The organism is Amycolatopsis sp. NPDC104819 (assembly GCF_055583145.1).
Map to the genome: position 1 here is coordinate 363562 of NZ_JBVJON010000010.1, position 16508 is coordinate 380069.

Here is a 16508-nt window from a genome sequence, read left to right on the forward strand (position 1 = left end):
CCCCAGTTCGGTGTGCGGCCCGGGACAGCGGTGGCGGCCGGGCGGTGAAGCGTGCGGATCACGGGTGGTCACCCGGGACCGGCGGGTCGATCCAGAACCTGCCGCGGTGGAACGGGTGCCCGGGCAGCGGCACCCGGCCCGGCTCCGCGCCGTCGTGGCGGGCGGCCCAGTCGACGGTGTCGCCGCCGAGCCAGCGGGCGGCGAGCTCCCGGGCCGCGCCGGGCGGTCCGGCCAGGTTGTCGTCGCCCGTCAGGAGGGTGTCGAGCGCGACGACCGCTTCCGTCGCGGTCGTCGCGACCACGGCGGCGCGGCAGGCGAACTCCCGCCGGCCGACCGCGAGCGTGTAGGCGACGTCGGCGAGTTCGGGCGGGTCGGCGGCGAGCCGCTCCCGCAGCGCGGAAAGCGTCTCGCGCAAGGCTTCGCCGTCCCGCGCGGACACCGGCAGAACGTACGGGCCGTCGGCGGTGACCCGCGGCCCGGCGGCCGGCGCCTCCTCGACGACCACATGGACGTTCGTGCCGCCCAGGCCGAACGCGCTGACCCCGGCGACCCGGCGCGGCGCGTCCGGCCAGTCGATCGCCTTGACCGGCACGTAACAGGGCCCGCCGGCCAGGTCGGCCTCCGGGTGCGGCGCGGTGAAGTGCAGGCTGGGCGGGATCACGCCGTGGCGCACGGAAAGCACGGTCTTGAGCAGGCCCGCCACCCCGGCGGCCGCGTCGAGGTGCCCGATGTTCGTCTTGACCGAACCGAGCGCGCACGTGCCGGGCGGGACATCCCGGTACACCCGGTTCAGCGCGGCGACCTCGATGGCGTCCCCCAGCGGGGTGCCGCTGCCGTGCGCCTCGATCAGCCGGACGTCGGCCGGGTCGACCTCGGCGACGGCCAGCGCCTCGGCGACGGCGGCCGCCTGGCCCGCCGGCCCCGGCACGGCGTACCCGGCGCGCTCGGCGCCGTCGTTGGTCATCGCCCAGCCGGGCAGCACGGCGTGGATGTGGTCCCGGTCGGCGAGCGCGTCGGACAGCCGCCGCAGCACGACGACCCCGGCGCCGGAGCCGAACCCGGCGCCGTCGGCCGCGACGTCGAACGAGCGGCACCGGCCGTCCGGCGACGCCAGCCCGCCCGCGCGGTACCGCGGCCACGTGATGCTGACGCCGCCCGCGAGTGCGAGGTCGCACCGGTATTCGGCGAGGCTCTGCGCGGCGAGCCCGACCGCGGCGAGCGAGCTGGAGCAGGCACTTTGGACGGCCACCGCGGGCCCGGTCAGCCCGAGCCGGTAGGCGACCTGGCCGGGCAGGTGGTCGGTGAGCTGCCGGCCGAGGAGCCGGCCCTCCCAGTCGTCGGGGTCGACGTCGCCGGTCACGGCCGGGTTGCCGAACAGGTGGAAGAGGAAGTACCGGTTCACCCCGGCGGAGGTGAACACCCCGACCGGTCCGTGTTCCCGCGCCGGGTCGCGGCCCGCGTCCTCCAGCGCCCGCCAAGCCGTCTCGAGGAACAGGCGGTGCTGCGGGTCGGTCCGGGCGGCTTCTTCTTCGGTGAAGCCGAAAAAGACCGCGTCGAAGTCTTCGATGCCGTCGAGGCGGCCGCCGGCGCGGACGTGCGCGGGATCCGCACGCAGGCCGGGACCGATGCCGAGCGCGGCGAGCTCGTCGTCGGTGTAGTCGTGGATCGAGTCGACGCCGGCGCAGAGGTTCCACCAGAACGCGGCCGCGTCCGGCGCGCCGGGAAAGCGGCAGGCCAGCCCGACCACGGCGATCAGGTCGCTGCCCGGCTCGTCCTCGTCGCCGGTCCCGGCGACGGCTCGCTGCGCGTCCGAAGTGGACTGTTCCAGGTAGCCGGCCTGTGCCGCGATCGTCGGGTGTTCCAGCAGGCCGAGCAGCGGGACGTCCACATCGAACTCCGCCGCCAGCCGCTGCTGGACCCGGCCCAGCAGCAGGGAATGCCCGCCGACGTCGAAGAACGCGTCGTCGGTGCCGATGCGGTCGTGCCCCAGCACCGCGCACCAGATCGTGTGCACCCGGCGCTCGGCCGGTGTCATCGGCTCGGCCGGGACCGGCGCGGGCGGGCGCGGATCCGGAAGCGCTTCCTCGTCGAGCTTCCCGGTGACGGTGAGCGGGAACGCCGGGACGGTGGTCACGGCGTTCGGCACCGCGTGGGCCGGCAGGGCTTCGGCCAGCGTGGTGCGCAACGCTCGCCCGTCCGGGCGACCGTCCGGCCCGGGGACGACGTAGGCGAGCAGTTCGCCGTCGCGGACGATCGCCCGCGCTTCGGCCACACCGGGCAGCTCACCCAGCCGGGCCTCGATCTCGGTCAGCTCGACCCGGAACCCGCGCACCTTCACCTGGCGGTCCAGCCGGCCGAGGCAGACGAGCGTGCCGTCCGGCCGCACCTGCCCGAGGTCTCCGGTGCGGTAGCTGCGGACGCCGTCGGCCGTGGTCCCGAAGGCCGGGCTCGGCTGGCCGAAGTAGCCGTCGACCAGGTACCGGCCGCTGACCTCGAGCTCACCGCCGTCGAGCACGGTCAGGGTGTACCCGGGCAGGGCGGCGCCGATCGGCAGCGGGCCGGTCGCGTCCGGGCCGACGTCGGCCGCGGTCAGCCGGTGCTGCGCGGCGAAGGTCACCTCGGTCGCGCCGTAACCGTTGACGTACACACAATCGGCCGCGAACCGGCCGCGGCGGACGTCGGCGTAGGTGGCCTGCTCACCACCCAGGAGGACGGTCCGCACCGAGGGCAGGTCACCGTCGAAGGCGTCCAGGAGGTGGCGGTAGACCGTCGGGGTCGAGTGGTAGACGGTGACCTCGTGCCGCGCGAGCTCACGCGCCGCGTGGGCCACGCCGTGCGCGCGGACGTCGACCGGCACGACGGTGGCGCCGGTCAGCAGCGCCGGGTACAGGTCGGGGATCGCCGCGTCGAAGCCGAAGGAGGCCAGCAGGCTGAGCCGGTCGGCGGCGGTGACGGCGAGGGTCGTGATCTGGTTGTCCACGACGTGCAGCAGATTGCGGTGGGTCTGGGCGACCGCCTTGGGCGGGCCGGTGGACCCGGAGGTGAACAGCACGTAGGCCGGCGCGTCGGGGTCCGGGTCGGGCACCGGCAGCGGCGCGGTGTCCGATCCGGACCGGACGACCCGCGCGGACCCGTTGCGGCACAAGGCTTCCGCGAGGTCGGCGTGCTCGGGATCGGCGAGCACGGCCGACACGCGCGCCGCCGTGACCTGGTGGGCGAGCCGGTCCCGCGGGAACGTCGGGTCCAGCGGGACGTAGGCGCACCCGGCGGACAGGGTCCCCAGGATCGCGGCGATCGTGGCGGTGCCGTGCCCGGTGAGCAGGCCGACGAACTCCCCCGGCCGGACCCCGGCGTCGAGTAGCCGGGCGGCGTGCCCGCCGGCCAGTCCGGCCAGCCGGGTGTAGCTCACCGCCGAGTCGTGCTCGAGCACCGCGATCCGCTCGGGCGAATGCCGGACGATTCCTGCAAAACGTCTGATGCAGCCGGCTCGCGTCATCGCTCGGCGTCGGCTCCCGAAGGCGAATGGGCGCGCGGAAACCACGGCGGTGAAGTCGGCTTCATCTCACTCCCCAGTGCGATTCATGACGAAGAATCACGCCAGGTTAAGGGTCACGAAGCCGAAGTGGGATACGTAATCCGCAGAGTTGCACCGAATGGCCCATCGATCCCGGGCCGGAGGTAGCAGTTTCCCACGTGATCCACACTCCCAACGCCCGCTGTCCCCCTCGGACGGCCACTGTGGACATTCGGGTGACTACCCCACGTAACGGGCACTCGAGATGACTCGGTCGGATATTCACCGACCACGGATCAGCGTTTTGTTTCGGCGGGACCATTCGCAAAATCGATTCAGCGCGCGCCGAATCCGCGCCATCCGGCGTGGAAGGCTTGGGGTCCGCGCTAACCGGCGTTGGCCAACAGGCCCGGTCCCGACGGCGAGCTCTCCAGCAGGCACGCGTGACACGGCATCCCGCGCACCCCGTCCAGGACCTCGGCCTCGCCCGGGTGGATCGCCTCGCCGCACAGGGCCGTCAGGTGCTCCGGCACCGGGCCCGACGGGACGGGGATCAGGTGACAGACTCGTCTGCTCTCGCCGACGACGCCTCGGCGTAGCCGCACCAGCGCGAGCATTCCACCGTTTTCACCCATAGCCGAAAGATAGGCCGAACGGCCGAGCCCGGCTTCGTGCTCCCGACCCAACGATCTTGGGCCGGGGTGGTCCGGGATACCAAACGTCAGGCCGCGGCCAGCACCGCCGCGCCCAGCCGGCGGCACAGGTTCAGCGCCAGCTCGACGTCCAGGCGGCCCTCCGCAAGCCCGCGCGGCAGCAGCTCCTGCGCCTTGCGGACGCGGTACTGCACGGAGTTCTTGTGCATCGTCAGCTCGGCCGCGGCCGCGGTGTAGCTGCCGCCGGTCGCCAGGAAGACGCGCAGGGTCTCGCGCAGCCGGGCGCAGTTCTCGTCGTCGGCGCCCAGCGGCCCGAGGGTGCTCGCGACCCACAGCCGGGCCGCGTTCAGGTCGCTCGTCATCAGGGCCACCGTGCCGACGTCCCGGAAGGTCAGCACGCGGTCGCAGTGCTCGCCGGCCGCGAGTGCCAGCGCGTGCACCCGGCGGGCCTGCTGGTGGGTGTCGCGGAAGCCGTCGACACCGGTGCCGGGGTCACCGACGGTCACGCGCACCCCGGGTTCGGCCTGCTCGAGCGCCGCGTCGAGGTGTTCACGGCGGACCGACGCGCCCGCGGCGAGCGGGAGCCACACCCACGCGCCGGCTTCGTCGCGGGGCACGAACAGCGGCCGGCCCTGCCCCTGGACGCGGTCGAGCACCGCGCCCGCCACCGACTCCAGCACCGACAGCGCGTCACCGGCGTGGCCCTCCGCCGCGTGCCAGACGATCATCCCCACGTGCGTGCCGCGCAGGCGGTAGCCGATCAGCGCCTCCGCCGCGTCGACGTCGACCGGCCCGCCGCCGTCCCCGAGCAGGTCCTGCACCTTCGCCGCCCGCGCGGCGCTCCGGTTGAGCAGCCACCGGTCGCGTTCGTCCTGGTAGACGCTCACGAGCTGGCGCACCACCCGCGTGATGAACTCGTAGGCGACCTTCAGCAGCCGGCGCATCATGGCCCCGAGCAGGGCCGCGTCGTCGACCAGCCGGGTGCACTCCTGGAACCCGAAGTCGAGCATCGCGGCCTGCCCGAGGTCGTACGCGCGGATCAGGTCGAACACCGGCGTGCCGCGCTGGGCCAGCCGCCGCGCGTACTCCATGGCGGCGGCCGGCGGCTCGACGGTCGCGGGGTCGATGCCGTGCCGGAAGATCTGCAGCGCGGTCTCGATGTTCTGGTAGACGCTCGCCGACAGCAGGCTCACCATGCGCTCGTCGTCGTTGACCAGCTGCGGCAGGTCGTTCGCGTAGAGCTGCACCAGCTCACCGGTCAGCTCGGCCGCCCGGTCCGCCAGTGTGGCGGCGATCTGCCGGATCCGCTCCGAGACGAGTTCTTCGTCCACCATGGAGCCACCCTAAGGGGTGATCGATTCACCGCGGCCGAGAAACTCGTCGATCAAGCCGAACGTTTCGGCCGGAGCCTGCAGGTGGGGCATGTGCCCGGCGCCCTCGACGACCTCGAACCGCGCGGCGGGGAACGCGGCCGCGTACTCCTTGCCGAACGCCGGCGGGACGACGACGTCGTCCGCGCCCCAGACCAGCAGCGCCGGAATCCGGACCCGGGCCAGCCGCCGCCGCAGCTTCGGGTCGGCGACCGCGGGGCCGGCGTAGGCCCGCAGCGCGGCCATGTCGTCGGCCGACGGGCCGGGCGCGCCGGGCGGCGGCGCCGGCATCCGCACCGGCTGCTCCTCGATCTCCGGGCCGATGCCGTCGAGCACGACCAGCGCGCCGAGGCGCCGCCCGCGGTCGCGAACGGCCATTTCGGACGCGACCCAGCCGCCGAAGGAGCTGCCGACCACGACGACGTCGGAGAGGTCTTCGTCGTCGAGGAGGTCGAGGTAGGTGACGGCGAGGTCGTCGACCCCGGTGAACCAGTCCGGACGCGGGGTGCCCGCCCAGCCCGGGTGGGTCGGGGCGAGCACGCGGGTGTCCGGTGCGAAGTGCTCGACGATCGGTTCGACGCCCCGCGGGCCGGCGCCGCCGTGCAGCGCCAGCACGGTCCGGGTGCCGCTTCCGGTGTCGACGAGGGAGATGTCCAGTCCGGGGTGGGGAGACAAGGTGCGAGTCATCGTGGTGCCTTTCAGTGGTGGGTGGCGTGGGCCAGCATCTGGTCGACCATCGCGGCGGGCGCGTCCGGCCGGAAGCAGGCTTCGAGGTTGTCCGCCGAGTCGCGGGCCGCTTCTTCCGCCCGCGGGAACAGCGCGTTTTCGTAGGCCGAGAGAGCGCTTTCGACGTTGTCGTGCCCGGCCAGCGCGAGGGCCAGCTCGGTGGCGTCGAGCATCGCGAGGTTCGCGCCTTCGCCGGCGAACGGCGACATCACGTGCGCGGCGTCGCCGAGCAGCGTCACGCCCGGCACCCGGTCCCAGCGGTGGCCGACCGGCAGGGCGTGGATCGGGCGCGGGACCAGGCCGTCGTCACTGTCCACGATGAGCGCCCGCAGTCCGGCCTCGAAGTCGGCGAAGAGCTCGAGCAGCCGGGCGCGGTCGGCCAGGCCGGTCACCGCGGCGGGGTCCTCGGTCTTCACGGCGGCGTACACGCGGATCCGGCCGCCGCCGTTGCGCTGGGCGATCAGGCCCTTCCCGCCGGCCAGCGCGAACATCGAGCCCGAGCCGACGAGCGCCGCCGCGGCCGGGTGCCGGGTGTCCACATCGGACAGATGAGCCTCGACGAAGGAGAGCCCGGAGTAGACCGGCGCCGCGTCGGACAGCAGCGGCCGGACCTTCGACCACGCGCCGTCCGCGCCGACGACCAGGCCGGACTCGACGACTTCGCCGGTGTCCAGGGTGATCGAGCCGGGCGCCACCGCGGTCACCTTGGTGCCCCAGCGGACGACGCCGGGTGGCAGCGACTCGACGAGGATCCGTTTGAGCTCCCCGCGGTCCACCTCCGGCCGGGTGCCCCCGCTCTCTTCGGCGGTCTCCTCGAACCGGACGACACCGTGCCGGTCGAGGATCCGCAGCGCCTCGCCCTCTTCCCGGGCGACCGCGCGGAACTCTTCGGTCAGGCCGGCTTCGGCCAGCGCGCGCAGGCCGAACTCTTCGTGCAGGTCGAGCGTGCCACCCTGGTCGCGGGCGGTCGGGGACGCGTCGAGCTCGTAGACGGTCGCCGTGATCCCGCGGGTGTGCAGGACGCGGGCGAGGGTGAGACCACCCAGGCCGCCGCCGACGATGGTGACGGAAGACATCAGGACTCCTCGGGTTCGGGACGCGGCGTGGCGAAGGCGCCGTTGAGCAGCGCGTCGAACGCCCACCGCGAGCGGGCGGGGCCGGGGCCGGACACCAGGTCGGCGGCCAGCGCGGCGATGTGCGGATGGGTCGCCGGGGACGCGGTGGTCAGCGAGCCGACCATGTCCTCGTGCTCGCGGTCGGCGCCCGGCTTCTCCCGGCGGCCGCCGTTCTCGGCGGCGGTCGCGGTGGCCGTCAGCAGCAGGACGTCGACCGCCCAGGCGGCCTGCCCCGGCGCCATGCCGCCTTCGTCGAGCAGGGCGAGCACCGCTTCGACGAGGGTCAGGTAGTGCGGCCCGCTGAGCCGGGTGACGAGTGCGACGCGGGCCAGGCTCGGATGCGCGAACAGCACCGACCGGTAGGAGTCCAGCACGGCCCACAGCCGTTCGCGCCAGTCCCCCGCGCCGCCGAGGTCGACCTCGGCGAGCAGCTCGTCGAGCACCGCGGCGTGCAGTTCTTCGGTGTCCTTGACGTAGACGTAGAGCGACGCGGCCCCGGTGTCGAGCTCCTTGGCGAGCCGGCGCATGGTCACGCGCTCGACGCCTTCGGCCCGCATCAGGGCGACGGCGGTCGTCACGATGCCTTCGCGTGTCAACGCCGGTTTCGCCGGGCGCTCCCGGCGGTTGTAGGTGCTTTCCGGAGCCATGTCTCCACTGTAACGAGCATGTTCGTCACGAGCACGTTCGGAACGAACATGTTCGTATGAGTCAGGTCACAGGCCGGGTTCCTTCTCTGGTGGCTCAGGGTCCGATCGAGTGCGGCCGGCGGCGTTCCGGCAGGGCCAGGACCGCCCAGACGACCTTGCCGCCCGTCCAGCGGGTGCTGCTCCCCCACGCCCGGGCGGTCTGGGCGACGATCCGCAGCCCCAGCCCGGGCTCCAGGATGTCCAGCCGCTCGACCAGGACGGCCGGGCGCGGTCGTCGTCACTGACGGCGATGATCAGCAGGTCCTGGCGGAGCTCGAGCCGCAGCCGCGGTTCGGACGACGTGTGCCGGGACGCGTTGTCGGCGAGCTCGGCCGCGATGAGCGTCCCGTCGTATTCGACGGCGGGCACGCCCCATTCGCGAGCCTGGTCGCACACGAAGGCCCGGGCCTGCGCGATGCCGGGTTCGCCGCGGGCCAGCGTCCGCTCGGCCCGCCGGCGGATCCGGTCCGGCAGCGCCGCTTCGGCGGCTTCGACGTCCGCGTGCACAGGCACGAACCGGCCCACGCCGTAGTTGGCGAACGCGCGCAGGTGCCCGGCCTGCCGGGTGACCAGCACCATGGGGATGCCCGGCCACTCCTCGAGCCGCCGGGCGACGAACGGGAACACGGCGGGCGGACGGCCGCCCAGCTCCAGCCCGTCGATGTCGGCGACGAGCCCGGGCGGGGCGTCGGCGCCGATCTTCAGGAGACCGTCGCGCAGGAAGGGGTACCCGGTGAGGTCGAGCTTCCCGGTGATCGTCACCAGCGCGCTCGAGGCCCGGGTCCGCAGCCGAAGCTCGATGCCGTCAGCCACGAAGACCGGCTGGGTGGCGCCGTTGTTGCACGCGGCCCACGCTAGCCGTCCGGGACGCGGGCGTACAGGCCGGTGGCACACCCGTTCCCGGTCCACGGGCGGCCGATACCGCCGAACGCTTACCGGTCGCGCACCCGGGCGAAAAGAATCGGAAACATCGCCGAAACCCGGACCAGTTCCCTAACTGGTCTGGACCACAATTTCCAGGATCACCCGTCCGGCGGTTTCTCGTTGCCCCGCAATGGAGAGTTCCCACTGGGCGGGCATCGGCGGAACACTTGCTTCACCTCGGGCAATTACTGGGGAATTTCCCGAAACGACTTTCGAAGGGGTGTGGTGACGCCGGGCGGGCGGTATATCTGAAACGACCCGATCCGCAGTGGCCGGCCGGACTCCCCCGGCCGGTTCGACGCCGCCCGCCCCCCGTCACCGGAGGCACCATGCACCGCCTGGACCCCGCCCGTGAACACGTCATCGGGCTCTACCGCATCGTCATCGGCTTCCTGTTCGCCTGCCACGGCTTGAAAACGCTCTTCGGCCTGTTCGGCGCGAAGGCGGCCGCCGCGGTCGGCGTGTGGCCCGGCTGGTGGGCCGCGGTCATCCAGCTCGTCTGCGGCGCCCTGGTCTGCGTCGGCCTCGGCACCCGGTACGCCGCCGTGCTCGGCTCCGGCTCGATGGCCTTTGCCTACTTCACCGCCCACCTGCCGGACGGGCTGCTGCCGATCCAGAACGGCGGCGAAGCGGCGACCCTCTTCTGCTGGGCCCTGCTGGTCGTCGCGTTTGTCGGCCCCGGCCGCTTCGCGCTCAGCAATCTTCCCGCCCTGCAACGGAGTTCGCAGCGGACAGGAACCCGCGTCACCGCTTAAGGACGGGAGATCCCGACGCCACTGCGCGCGTCGGGCCCGTACTTCGCCAGCTCCCCCGCGAGGTCGAGCCGGCCGATGCCGCCGCCCTTGGCGCGGTCCTCCTCGGTCAGCAGCTCGCGGGGGATGATCCAGACGACCTCGAACTCGAGCCCGCTGGGATCCTTGGCGTACAACGACTTCGTGGTGCCGTGGTCGGACGAGCCGACGAGCGCGCCGGCCGCTTCGAGCCGGCCGGCGATCCGCTCGAGGTCGCCGAGGGTGTCGACCTCCCACGCGAGGTGGTAGAGCCCCACCGACGTCCGCCCGGCGCCCGAGTCCGCGGCCTCCGAGCCGAGTTCGAAGAGGCCGAGGTCGTGGTCGTTGGTCGAGCCGGGCGCGCGCAGGAAGGCCGCGCCGCGGTGCGCGTCACCACCGTCGATGTAGTCGAAGCCCAGCAGGTCGCGGTAGAACGCGACACTCTCGGCCAGGTTCCGGACGTACAGCACGGCGTGGTTCAGGCGGAAGATCGACATCGGCTCCAGTGCCCAATCGATTGAAGTTTCAACTTCCAGGCTAGGCGCGGGACCCGAGCCGGTCAACCCACTCTCAGTGGGTCCGCCGACCGTCCGGGCGACAAACCTTCGACACCGCATCGAGGCCTGGTCCGGCGGCCCGCCGGTTCGTAGGGTGGGGAAGCCGCAGGACGTCGTGTCAGCCGTCCCGCGGGCGGTGGCCCCCGGATCCGACCTTTCCCCGAAGCCAAGTCCGGGGTGCCATCGCACTCATTTACATACATACGGCATGTATGTAACCTGACGGGCATGACGCCACGCAGCGAATCCCTCGGTCCGGAACACCGCGTCCGGCTGCCCGCCGGCGAGGTGCGGTACTTCGAGCGGGGCGCCGGCGCCCCGGTCGTGTTCGTCCACGGCGTGCTGACGAACGCCGAGCTGTGGCGGAAGGTCGTGCCCGACGTCGCCGCGGCCGGGTTCCGGTGCCTGGCGCCCGACCTGCCGCTCGGGGCGCACGACCTCCCGATGCGCGCGGACGCCGACCTCTCCGTGCCCGGCAACGCCGACCTGATCGCGGACTTCCTCGACGCGCTCGACCTGCGTGACGTCACGCTCGTCGCGAACGACACCGGCGGCGCGCTGACGCAGGTGCTGCTCAGCCGCCGGCCGGAGCGGGTCGGGCGGGTCGTGCTCACGCCGTCCGACTGCTTCGAGTACTTCTTCCCGCCGATCTTCAAAGCGCTGCCGCCGATCGCCCGGATCCCCGGCTCGATGGCGGTCCTCGGCCAGCTGCTGCGGATCCGCGCGCTCCACCCGCTGCCGCTGCTGTTCGGCTGGGTGGTGAAGCGGCCGCTGCCCGACGCCGTCGCGCAGGCTTATCTGTCCCCGTTGCGGAAGTCGGCCGGCGTGCGCCGCGACCTGCGCAAGCTCCTGCGGGACGTGCACCCGCGCCACACCCTTGCCGCCGCCGAAGCCCTGCGCACGTTCGACCGGCCGGTGCTGCTGGCCTGGGCGGCCGAGGACAAGCTGTTCCCGATCCGGCTGGCCCACCGGCTCGCCGCGCTGCTGCCGGACGCGAAGCTCGTCGAAGTCGCCGACGCCTACACGTTCCTGTCCGAGGACCAGCCCACCGTGCTGGCCCGCCACGTCGTCGAGTTCGCGGGTGTCATGGCAGATTAGGCGGGTGCGACGTACCCAGCAGGACCGTTCCTCCGGCACCAAGGCCGCCCTGGTCGCCGCCGCGCGCGAGCTGTTCGCCGCCCGCGGTTACCAGGCCGTCCCGGCCGACGAGATCACCCGCAAGGCCGGGGTCACCCGCGGCGCGCTGTACCACCACTACGCCGACAAGCAGGGCTTGTTCCGCGCCGTCGTCGAGGAGCTGGAACGCGAGCTGACCGAAGAGGTCGAGGTCGCGTTCGCCCAAGGACCGGACCCGCTGACCGGGATGACCCTCGGCCTGGGTGTGTTCCTCGACGCCTGCCTGCGTGACGAGGTCCAGCGCATCTCGCTGACCGACGCGCCCGCCGTGCTGGGCTGGGACGTGTGGCGCGAAATCGAGGCGGAGTACGGCCTCGGCCTCATCACCGGTGTCCTGGAGCAGGCCAAGGCGGACGGGCTGATCGTCGAGACGCCCGTCCGGACCCTGGCCCAGCTCGTGCTCAGCGCGGTGATGGAGGCGGCCAGGATGATCGCGTCGGCCGACGACCCCGCACGCACGCGCGCCGAGGTCCAGCAGGTGCTGGCCGGCTGGTTCGCGAGCCTGCTGCGGGCCTAGCGCGTCCGGTACGTGCTGAGCACTGCCGGGCCCACCTGGGTGCTCGACACCAGCCGCAGGTCGGCGGACGCCGAGCCGTCGAACAGCCGCCGTCCCGACCCTGCCACGCTCGGGAAGACGAGCAGGCGGTACTCGTCGACCAGGCCGCGGCGGGCCAGCAGCTGCGCGATCCCGACCGACCCGATGACGATCAGGTCGCGCTCCCCGCGCGTCACCTCGTCGACGAGTTCTCCTTGCAGCAGTGAGGAGTTCTGCCAGGCGCCGACGTCGGTCAGCGTGCGGGAGGCCACCAGCTTCGGGATCGAGTTCATCCGCTGCGAGAACTCGTCCGTGCGCTCCGGCCAGAGCTTCGAGAACAGCTCCCACGTGGTCCGGCCGAGCAGCAGCGTCCCGGTTTCGAGCAGCGGGCCCAGCCGGAACTTGTCCCCGGCGACGGCCTCGCGGCCGTGCCGGAACGCCCAGCCGCCGGTGGCCGTGCCGCCGAAGCCGTCGGGGTCCTCCACAACGCCGTCCACGGTAACGAACTCGACGACGGTCACGCTCATGACAACTCCCGGTGGTCGTGGCGCGCCCTCCTGGCGCGGCCTCACCGGTACCTACTCGGGTCGGCTCCCGGATTCATCGCTCAGCTGCGCGGGAGTGGTGCCGTCGGCGACGTCGACCGTGTCGAACCAGCCGCACGCGGGCTCGCCGGGCGGCCGGTCGAACCGCGTGACGTACGGCTTGACGTCGAGGATCGGGGTGCCGTCGAGCAGGTCGACCCCGGCGAACCGGATCGTGGCGCCGCGGACGTCGAGGATCCGGACCAGGCTGAGCCCGATCGGGTTCGGCCGCCGCGGGCCGCGGGTGGCGAAGATGCCCATCCGGCGGCCTTCGCGGCGGAGCAGGAACGGGACCTGGGTCAGCGCGCCGGCCGGGCGGTCGGGCCGGTCCAGCAGGCTGACCAGCCAGGCGTAGTCGAACCCGGCCAGGCCGGCCAGGCCTTCGGCGAACCGCTCGTCGAGCTCGACCGTGCCTTCCTCGGCACGGTTGGCGCCCGCCTGGACGGGGGTGTGCTCGAGGTCCGTGCGGGCGGTGCGCACGACACCGATCGGGATCATCGGCCCAGCTTAGGATCCCCGACCGGTGCCGTGCGCGGCCGTCACGCCGTGACGAGCGAGAGGCCGTAGGTCTGCAGGATCTCGTTCACCGGCTGGAACCACGTCTCGCCGCCGGAGCTGCAGTTGCCCCAGCCACCGGAGGTCACGCCCTGGGCCTGGTCACCGGTGATGAAGGAGCCGCCGGAGTCGCCGGGTTCGGCGCAGACGTTGGTCCGGGTCACCTGGTAGACCGCGCCCTGGGAGTAGTTGACGGTCTCGTTCAGCCCTTCCACGACGCCGCAGTGCCAGTGCGTCGTGGAGCCCGAGCGGCACACCGACGTGCCGGCCGGCGCGACCCAGGAGCCGCGCACGAGCGCGTCGCTGACCGTGCCCCAGCCGAGCACGACCGGGGCGGTCCACCAGCCGTTGCCGATGCGGATGAACGAGTAGTCGTTGCCGGGGAAAGAAGAACCGGCGAAGGTGCCCATCGCCGAGCCGTCCCAGCCGACGACCGAGCTGCCGGCGCCGCCGCAGTGGCCGGCGCTGACGAACCCGCCCTGCACGGAGAACCCGATCGAGCAGCGTGTGTTGCCGTTGATGTAGTACGGGTCGCCACCGACGGTGCCGGCCGAGAACGGCTCGGCCGCCGGCGCGGTCGCCACGGTGACCGGGCCCGCCGCGCGGGCTTTCGTGAGGAATGCGTCGACGTCGGCGCCGTGCGCGCCCGGGCGCAGCGTCACGACGACGCTGCCGGCGCGCGGGTCGGCGCGCCAGCCGCTGACGGCCGCGGGCGCGGGTGACGCCTTCGCGGAAGCGTCGATGGCGGCCTTGGCCGCGTCCAGCTTCGCCGCACTGGTCCGGGCGGTGGTGGGTTCGGCGCCGGCCTGCCGGACGGCGGCGGCCGCGGCCGGGTCGGTCACGCCCACCACGAGCTTGCCGAGGGCGGGGTCGAACCACGCGCCGCCGAACGCCGCGCCGGCCGCGCGCTGGGCGGCCGGCAGCACCCGTGAGGCGGTCGCCTCCTGGCCGAGCCGGGCTTCGGCCTGGGCGGTGGTCAGGCCGAAATCCCGCTGCATGGCGGCGATCAGCCCGGGCGAGGCGACCGCGGGGCTGAGGGACGCCGAGGCGAGCGACACCGTGAGGACGGCGGCGCCACCGAGGGCGAGGGCGATTCTTCGACGCATGGGAACTCCTCCAAGGCCGGGGGAAAGAAACACACCGTTCGCCGAGTGTGCGGCGGGGCGGGTGGATGGTCCAGATTTGTCCGGTCTTCTGTCCGCTATTCGCGGAGGCGAACAACTGTCCATTGCGGACTCAAGACGTGCATGCGTTGCACCACAACGGGTTCCGCGCACAGCGAAGAGCCACGACCGAGTCCCGCTCGGGCGCGCCGGAGGTGCCGATCCTTCCTTACAACGTTGTAAAAAGGTCTGGACCAAGTAGAGCACACGGTCGTCGGCCACGGCCCGAACCGGAGTCTGCGGGGCAGCAGACGTGCATGACCGTCCCCTCCCCCGCGAGCACGGGGCGTTGACAGCCGCCGACCCGCTGGGCCAAGATCCTATTTCCTATAGGATTCTGCGAGCAGGGGGAACGGTGGCTGTCGTCACGCGGGCCGAGGTCTTTCTCGTCGACGTCGAGGTCGAGCAGGCGCGGACCGACGCCGTGCAGGCGTTCGTGTCCCAGGAGACCGTGTTCGTGGAGCTGACCACGGCCGACGGCGGCAGCGGGCTCGGCTACTCCTACACGATCGGCACCGGCGGCAGCTCCGTCGTCGCCCTGCTGCGCGACCACCTGCTCCCCCGGCTCGTCGGCCGGGACTCCCGGCTGGTCGAGGCGATCTGGCGGGACCTGTTCGCCGCCACCCGCGCGACGACCGTCGGCGCGATCACCTCACTCGCGCTGGCCGCCGTCGACACCGCGCTGTGGGACCTCAAGTGCCGCCGCGCCGGCGAACCGCTGTGGCGCGTCGCCGGCGGGTTCCGGCCGCGGGTTCCGTTGTACGACACCGAAGGCGGCTGGCTGCACCTGAGCACCGAGGAGCTCGTCGCGGGCGCGAAGGCCGCCGCGGCCACCGGGTGGGGCGGGGTGAAGGTGAAGATCGGCAAGCCCGACGCGAGCGAGGACCTCGAGCGGCTCACCGCGGTCCGGGAGGCCGTCGGGCCGCGGTTCGACCTGATGGTGGACGCGAACCAGTCGATGACGGCCGCCGAGGCCGTCCGCCGGGCCGCCGCGTTCGCCCCGCTCGACCTGTTCTGGCTGGAGGAGCCGCTTCCCGCCGACGACGTGGCCGGGCACGCCCGGCTCGCCGCGTCGACCCTGGTCCCGATCGCCGTGGGTGAGTCGCTGTACTCGATCGGGCAGTTCCACGACTACCTGCACCGCGGGGCCGCGGCGATCGTGCAGCCCGACGTCGCCCGGATCGGCGGCATCACGCCGTGGCTTAAGGTCGCCCACCTCGCCGAAGCGGCCAACGTCGACGTCTGCCCGCACTTCCTGATGGAACTGCACGTGAGCCTCGCCGCGGCGATCCCGAACGGGCGCTACGTCGAGCACATCCCACAGCTGCGGGCCATCACCCGGACCGAAATGGCGGTCGAAAACGGGCACGCGGTGCCCCCGGAAACACCCGGGCTCGGAATCGACTGGGACCGCGACGCGATGGACGACCGCCGCACGGTTTGACCCCCTGCGCGGACGCAGGCAGCGCCCGGCCACCCCTTTCCGAGTGGCCGGACGGTGCCGCGGAAATCAGATCTCGTCGACGTGGTAAGTGACCACCCGGGCCGGGACCAGCAGCGCGCCGGTGCATTCCGCGACCGCCGGACCGAATCCGTAGGGCACGAAATCGCCGGCCACGAACCAGAAGGCGTTGCCGTTGGCGCACTGCGCGATCACCCGGTAGCCGTACCCCTCACCGGGGAAACAACTGACCGAAACGCCCTGTCCGAACAGGATCCCGTAGCGCTCGCCAAAGCAGCCGGGTGGCGCGAAATCGCCGCCGGCCGCCGCCGCGGGCACGACCGAAAGTCCCAGCAGCGAAAACACAGCGAGCCCGAGAACCGCCAATTTCCTTCGCATGACCACTCCTCAGCGCGGAGAAACCCGACACAAAGGAGCATAGGAGCGCCGAAGAATTACCGGCAATTCATCGGGCCAGTGAACAACCACGCAGCGGAAAGTCACCACGCTGCTCCATCCGGGCTAGCCCGCGACCCTGGACGGATGGCGAAGGGTGAAGCGGTTCCCCGGAGGCTCACGCAAACCCCGGTAACGGGGCAGCGCGGGGCGGCCTACTCCGGTCGCACCTCGCCTCGACCGCGACTGCGGCGGGGGGGGGGGGGGGGGGGGGGGGGGGGGGGGGGGGGGGGGGGGGGGGGGGGGGGGGGGGGGGGGGGGGGGGGGGGGGGGGGGGGGGGGG

At 72.8% G+C, this 16508-nt stretch carries 16 protein-coding genes; 4 read left to right on the plus strand and 12 right to left on the minus strand.

All coding sequences use genetic code 11. The features are described 5' to 3' along the window. Positions 1 to 58: 58 nt before the first annotated feature. From ACZ63E_RS31645 to ACZ63E_RS31675, 7 genes are all read right to left on the minus strand, one after another. Positions 59 to 3496, minus strand: a complete 3438-nt coding sequence (locus tag ACZ63E_RS31645; RefSeq protein ID WP_465339804.1) for a beta-ketoacyl synthase N-terminal-like domain-containing protein — start codon at positions 3494 to 3496, stop codon at positions 59 to 61. Positions 3497 to 3900: 404 nt separating this feature from the next. Continuing rightward, positions 3901 to 4131, minus strand: coding sequence for a hypothetical protein (locus tag ACZ63E_RS31650; protein ID WP_465305653.1), 231 nt, complete (start codon positions 4129 to 4131; stop codon positions 3901 to 3903). Positions 4132 to 4235: 104 nt separating this feature from the next. Then, positions 4236 to 5501, minus strand: a complete 1266-nt coding sequence (locus tag ACZ63E_RS31655) for a PucR family transcriptional regulator (RefSeq protein ID WP_465305527.1) — start codon at positions 5499 to 5501, stop codon at positions 4236 to 4238. A 9-nt stretch (positions 5502 to 5510) separates the two neighbouring features. After that, entirely contained in the window at positions 5511 to 6224 is a 714-nt protein-coding gene (locus tag ACZ63E_RS31660; protein WP_465339805.1) for an alpha/beta fold hydrolase, read from the minus strand. Between the two features lie 11 nt (positions 6225 to 6235). Next, positions 6236 to 7339, minus strand: a complete 1104-nt coding sequence (locus tag ACZ63E_RS31665; protein ID WP_465339807.1) for an FAD-dependent oxidoreductase — start codon at positions 7337 to 7339, stop codon at positions 6236 to 6238. Then, a complete protein-coding gene (locus tag ACZ63E_RS31670) occupies positions 7339 to 8025 on the minus strand; it encodes a TetR/AcrR family transcriptional regulator (RefSeq protein WP_465339808.1) in 687 nt (228 codons plus the stop codon). Before ACZ63E_RS31670 ends, ACZ63E_RS31665 begins: the two co-directional genes overlap by 1 nt. A gap of 66 nt (positions 8026 to 8091) precedes the next feature. After that, on the minus strand, positions 8092 to 8877 hold the full coding sequence (locus tag ACZ63E_RS31675; RefSeq protein WP_465339809.1) for an ATP-binding protein: 786 nt from the start codon (positions 8875 to 8877) through the stop codon (positions 8092 to 8094). A gap of 440 nt (positions 8878 to 9317) precedes the next feature. Here ACZ63E_RS31675 and ACZ63E_RS31680 point away from each other — a divergent pair, with 440 nt between their 5' ends. Beyond that, positions 9318 to 9743, plus strand: coding sequence for a DoxX family protein (locus tag ACZ63E_RS31680; RefSeq protein WP_465305538.1), 426 nt, complete (start codon positions 9318 to 9320; stop codon positions 9741 to 9743). Here the strand turns inward: ACZ63E_RS31680 and ACZ63E_RS31685 are convergent. Continuing rightward, positions 9740 to 10255: a VOC family protein gene (locus ACZ63E_RS31685; RefSeq protein ID WP_465339810.1), complete on the minus strand. Its 516-nt coding sequence runs from the start codon at positions 10253 to 10255 to the stop codon at positions 9740 to 9742. The two genes, ACZ63E_RS31680 and ACZ63E_RS31685, sit on opposite strands and share 4 nt — an antisense overlap. 288 nt (positions 10256 to 10543) lie before the next feature. Between ACZ63E_RS31685 and ACZ63E_RS31690 the strand changes: the two genes are divergently transcribed. Together ACZ63E_RS31690 and ACZ63E_RS31695 are read left to right on the plus strand one after the other, a co-directional pair. Next, a complete protein-coding gene (locus ACZ63E_RS31690) occupies positions 10544 to 11413 on the plus strand; it encodes an alpha/beta fold hydrolase (protein ID WP_465339811.1) in 870 nt (289 codons plus the stop codon). 4 nt (positions 11414 to 11417) lie between these two features. Then, complete coding sequence (locus tag ACZ63E_RS31695; protein WP_465339812.1) at positions 11418 to 12008, plus strand: TetR/AcrR family transcriptional regulator; 591 nt, start codon at positions 11418 to 11420, stop codon at positions 12006 to 12008. On the opposite strand, the gene ACZ63E_RS31700 is transcribed toward ACZ63E_RS31695, so the two are convergent. Genes ACZ63E_RS31700 through ACZ63E_RS31710 form a run of 3 tightly spaced genes read right to left on the minus strand, consistent with a single transcriptional unit; the run spans position 12005 to position 14271 of the window. Then, positions 12005 to 12553, minus strand: a complete 549-nt coding sequence (locus ACZ63E_RS31700; protein ID WP_465339813.1) for a dihydrofolate reductase family protein — start codon at positions 12551 to 12553, stop codon at positions 12005 to 12007. The genes ACZ63E_RS31695 and ACZ63E_RS31700 overlap by 4 nt on opposite strands. Positions 12554 to 12604: 51 nt before the next feature. Next, positions 12605 to 13108 carry a tRNA (N6-threonylcarbamoyladenosine(37)-N6)-methyltransferase TrmO gene (gene tsaA, locus ACZ63E_RS31705; RefSeq protein WP_465339814.1) on the minus strand — a complete coding sequence of 168 codons (504 nt, stop codon included), beginning with the start codon at positions 13106 to 13108 and terminating at the stop codon, positions 12605 to 12607. Positions 13109 to 13149: 41 nt separating this feature from the next. Then, positions 13150 to 14271, minus strand: a complete 1122-nt coding sequence (locus ACZ63E_RS31710; protein ID WP_465305550.1) for a S1 family peptidase — start codon at positions 14269 to 14271, stop codon at positions 13150 to 13152. 412 nt (positions 14272 to 14683) lie between these two features. On the opposite strand from ACZ63E_RS31710, the gene ACZ63E_RS31715 reads away from it, so the two are divergent. Continuing rightward, the gene (locus ACZ63E_RS31715) at positions 14684 to 15772 is read left to right on the plus strand and encodes a mandelate racemase/muconate lactonizing enzyme family protein (protein ID WP_465339815.1); all 1089 of its coding nucleotides are present in this window, start codon (positions 14684 to 14686) and stop codon (positions 15770 to 15772) included. Positions 15773 to 15838: 66 nt separating this feature from the next. Here ACZ63E_RS31715 and ACZ63E_RS31720 read toward each other — a convergent pair whose 3' ends face one another. Beyond that, positions 15839 to 16135: a hypothetical protein gene (locus tag ACZ63E_RS31720; RefSeq protein ID WP_465339816.1), complete on the minus strand. Its 297-nt coding sequence runs from the start codon at positions 16133 to 16135 to the stop codon at positions 15839 to 15841. Between the last annotated feature and the right edge of the window lie 373 nt (positions 16136 to 16508).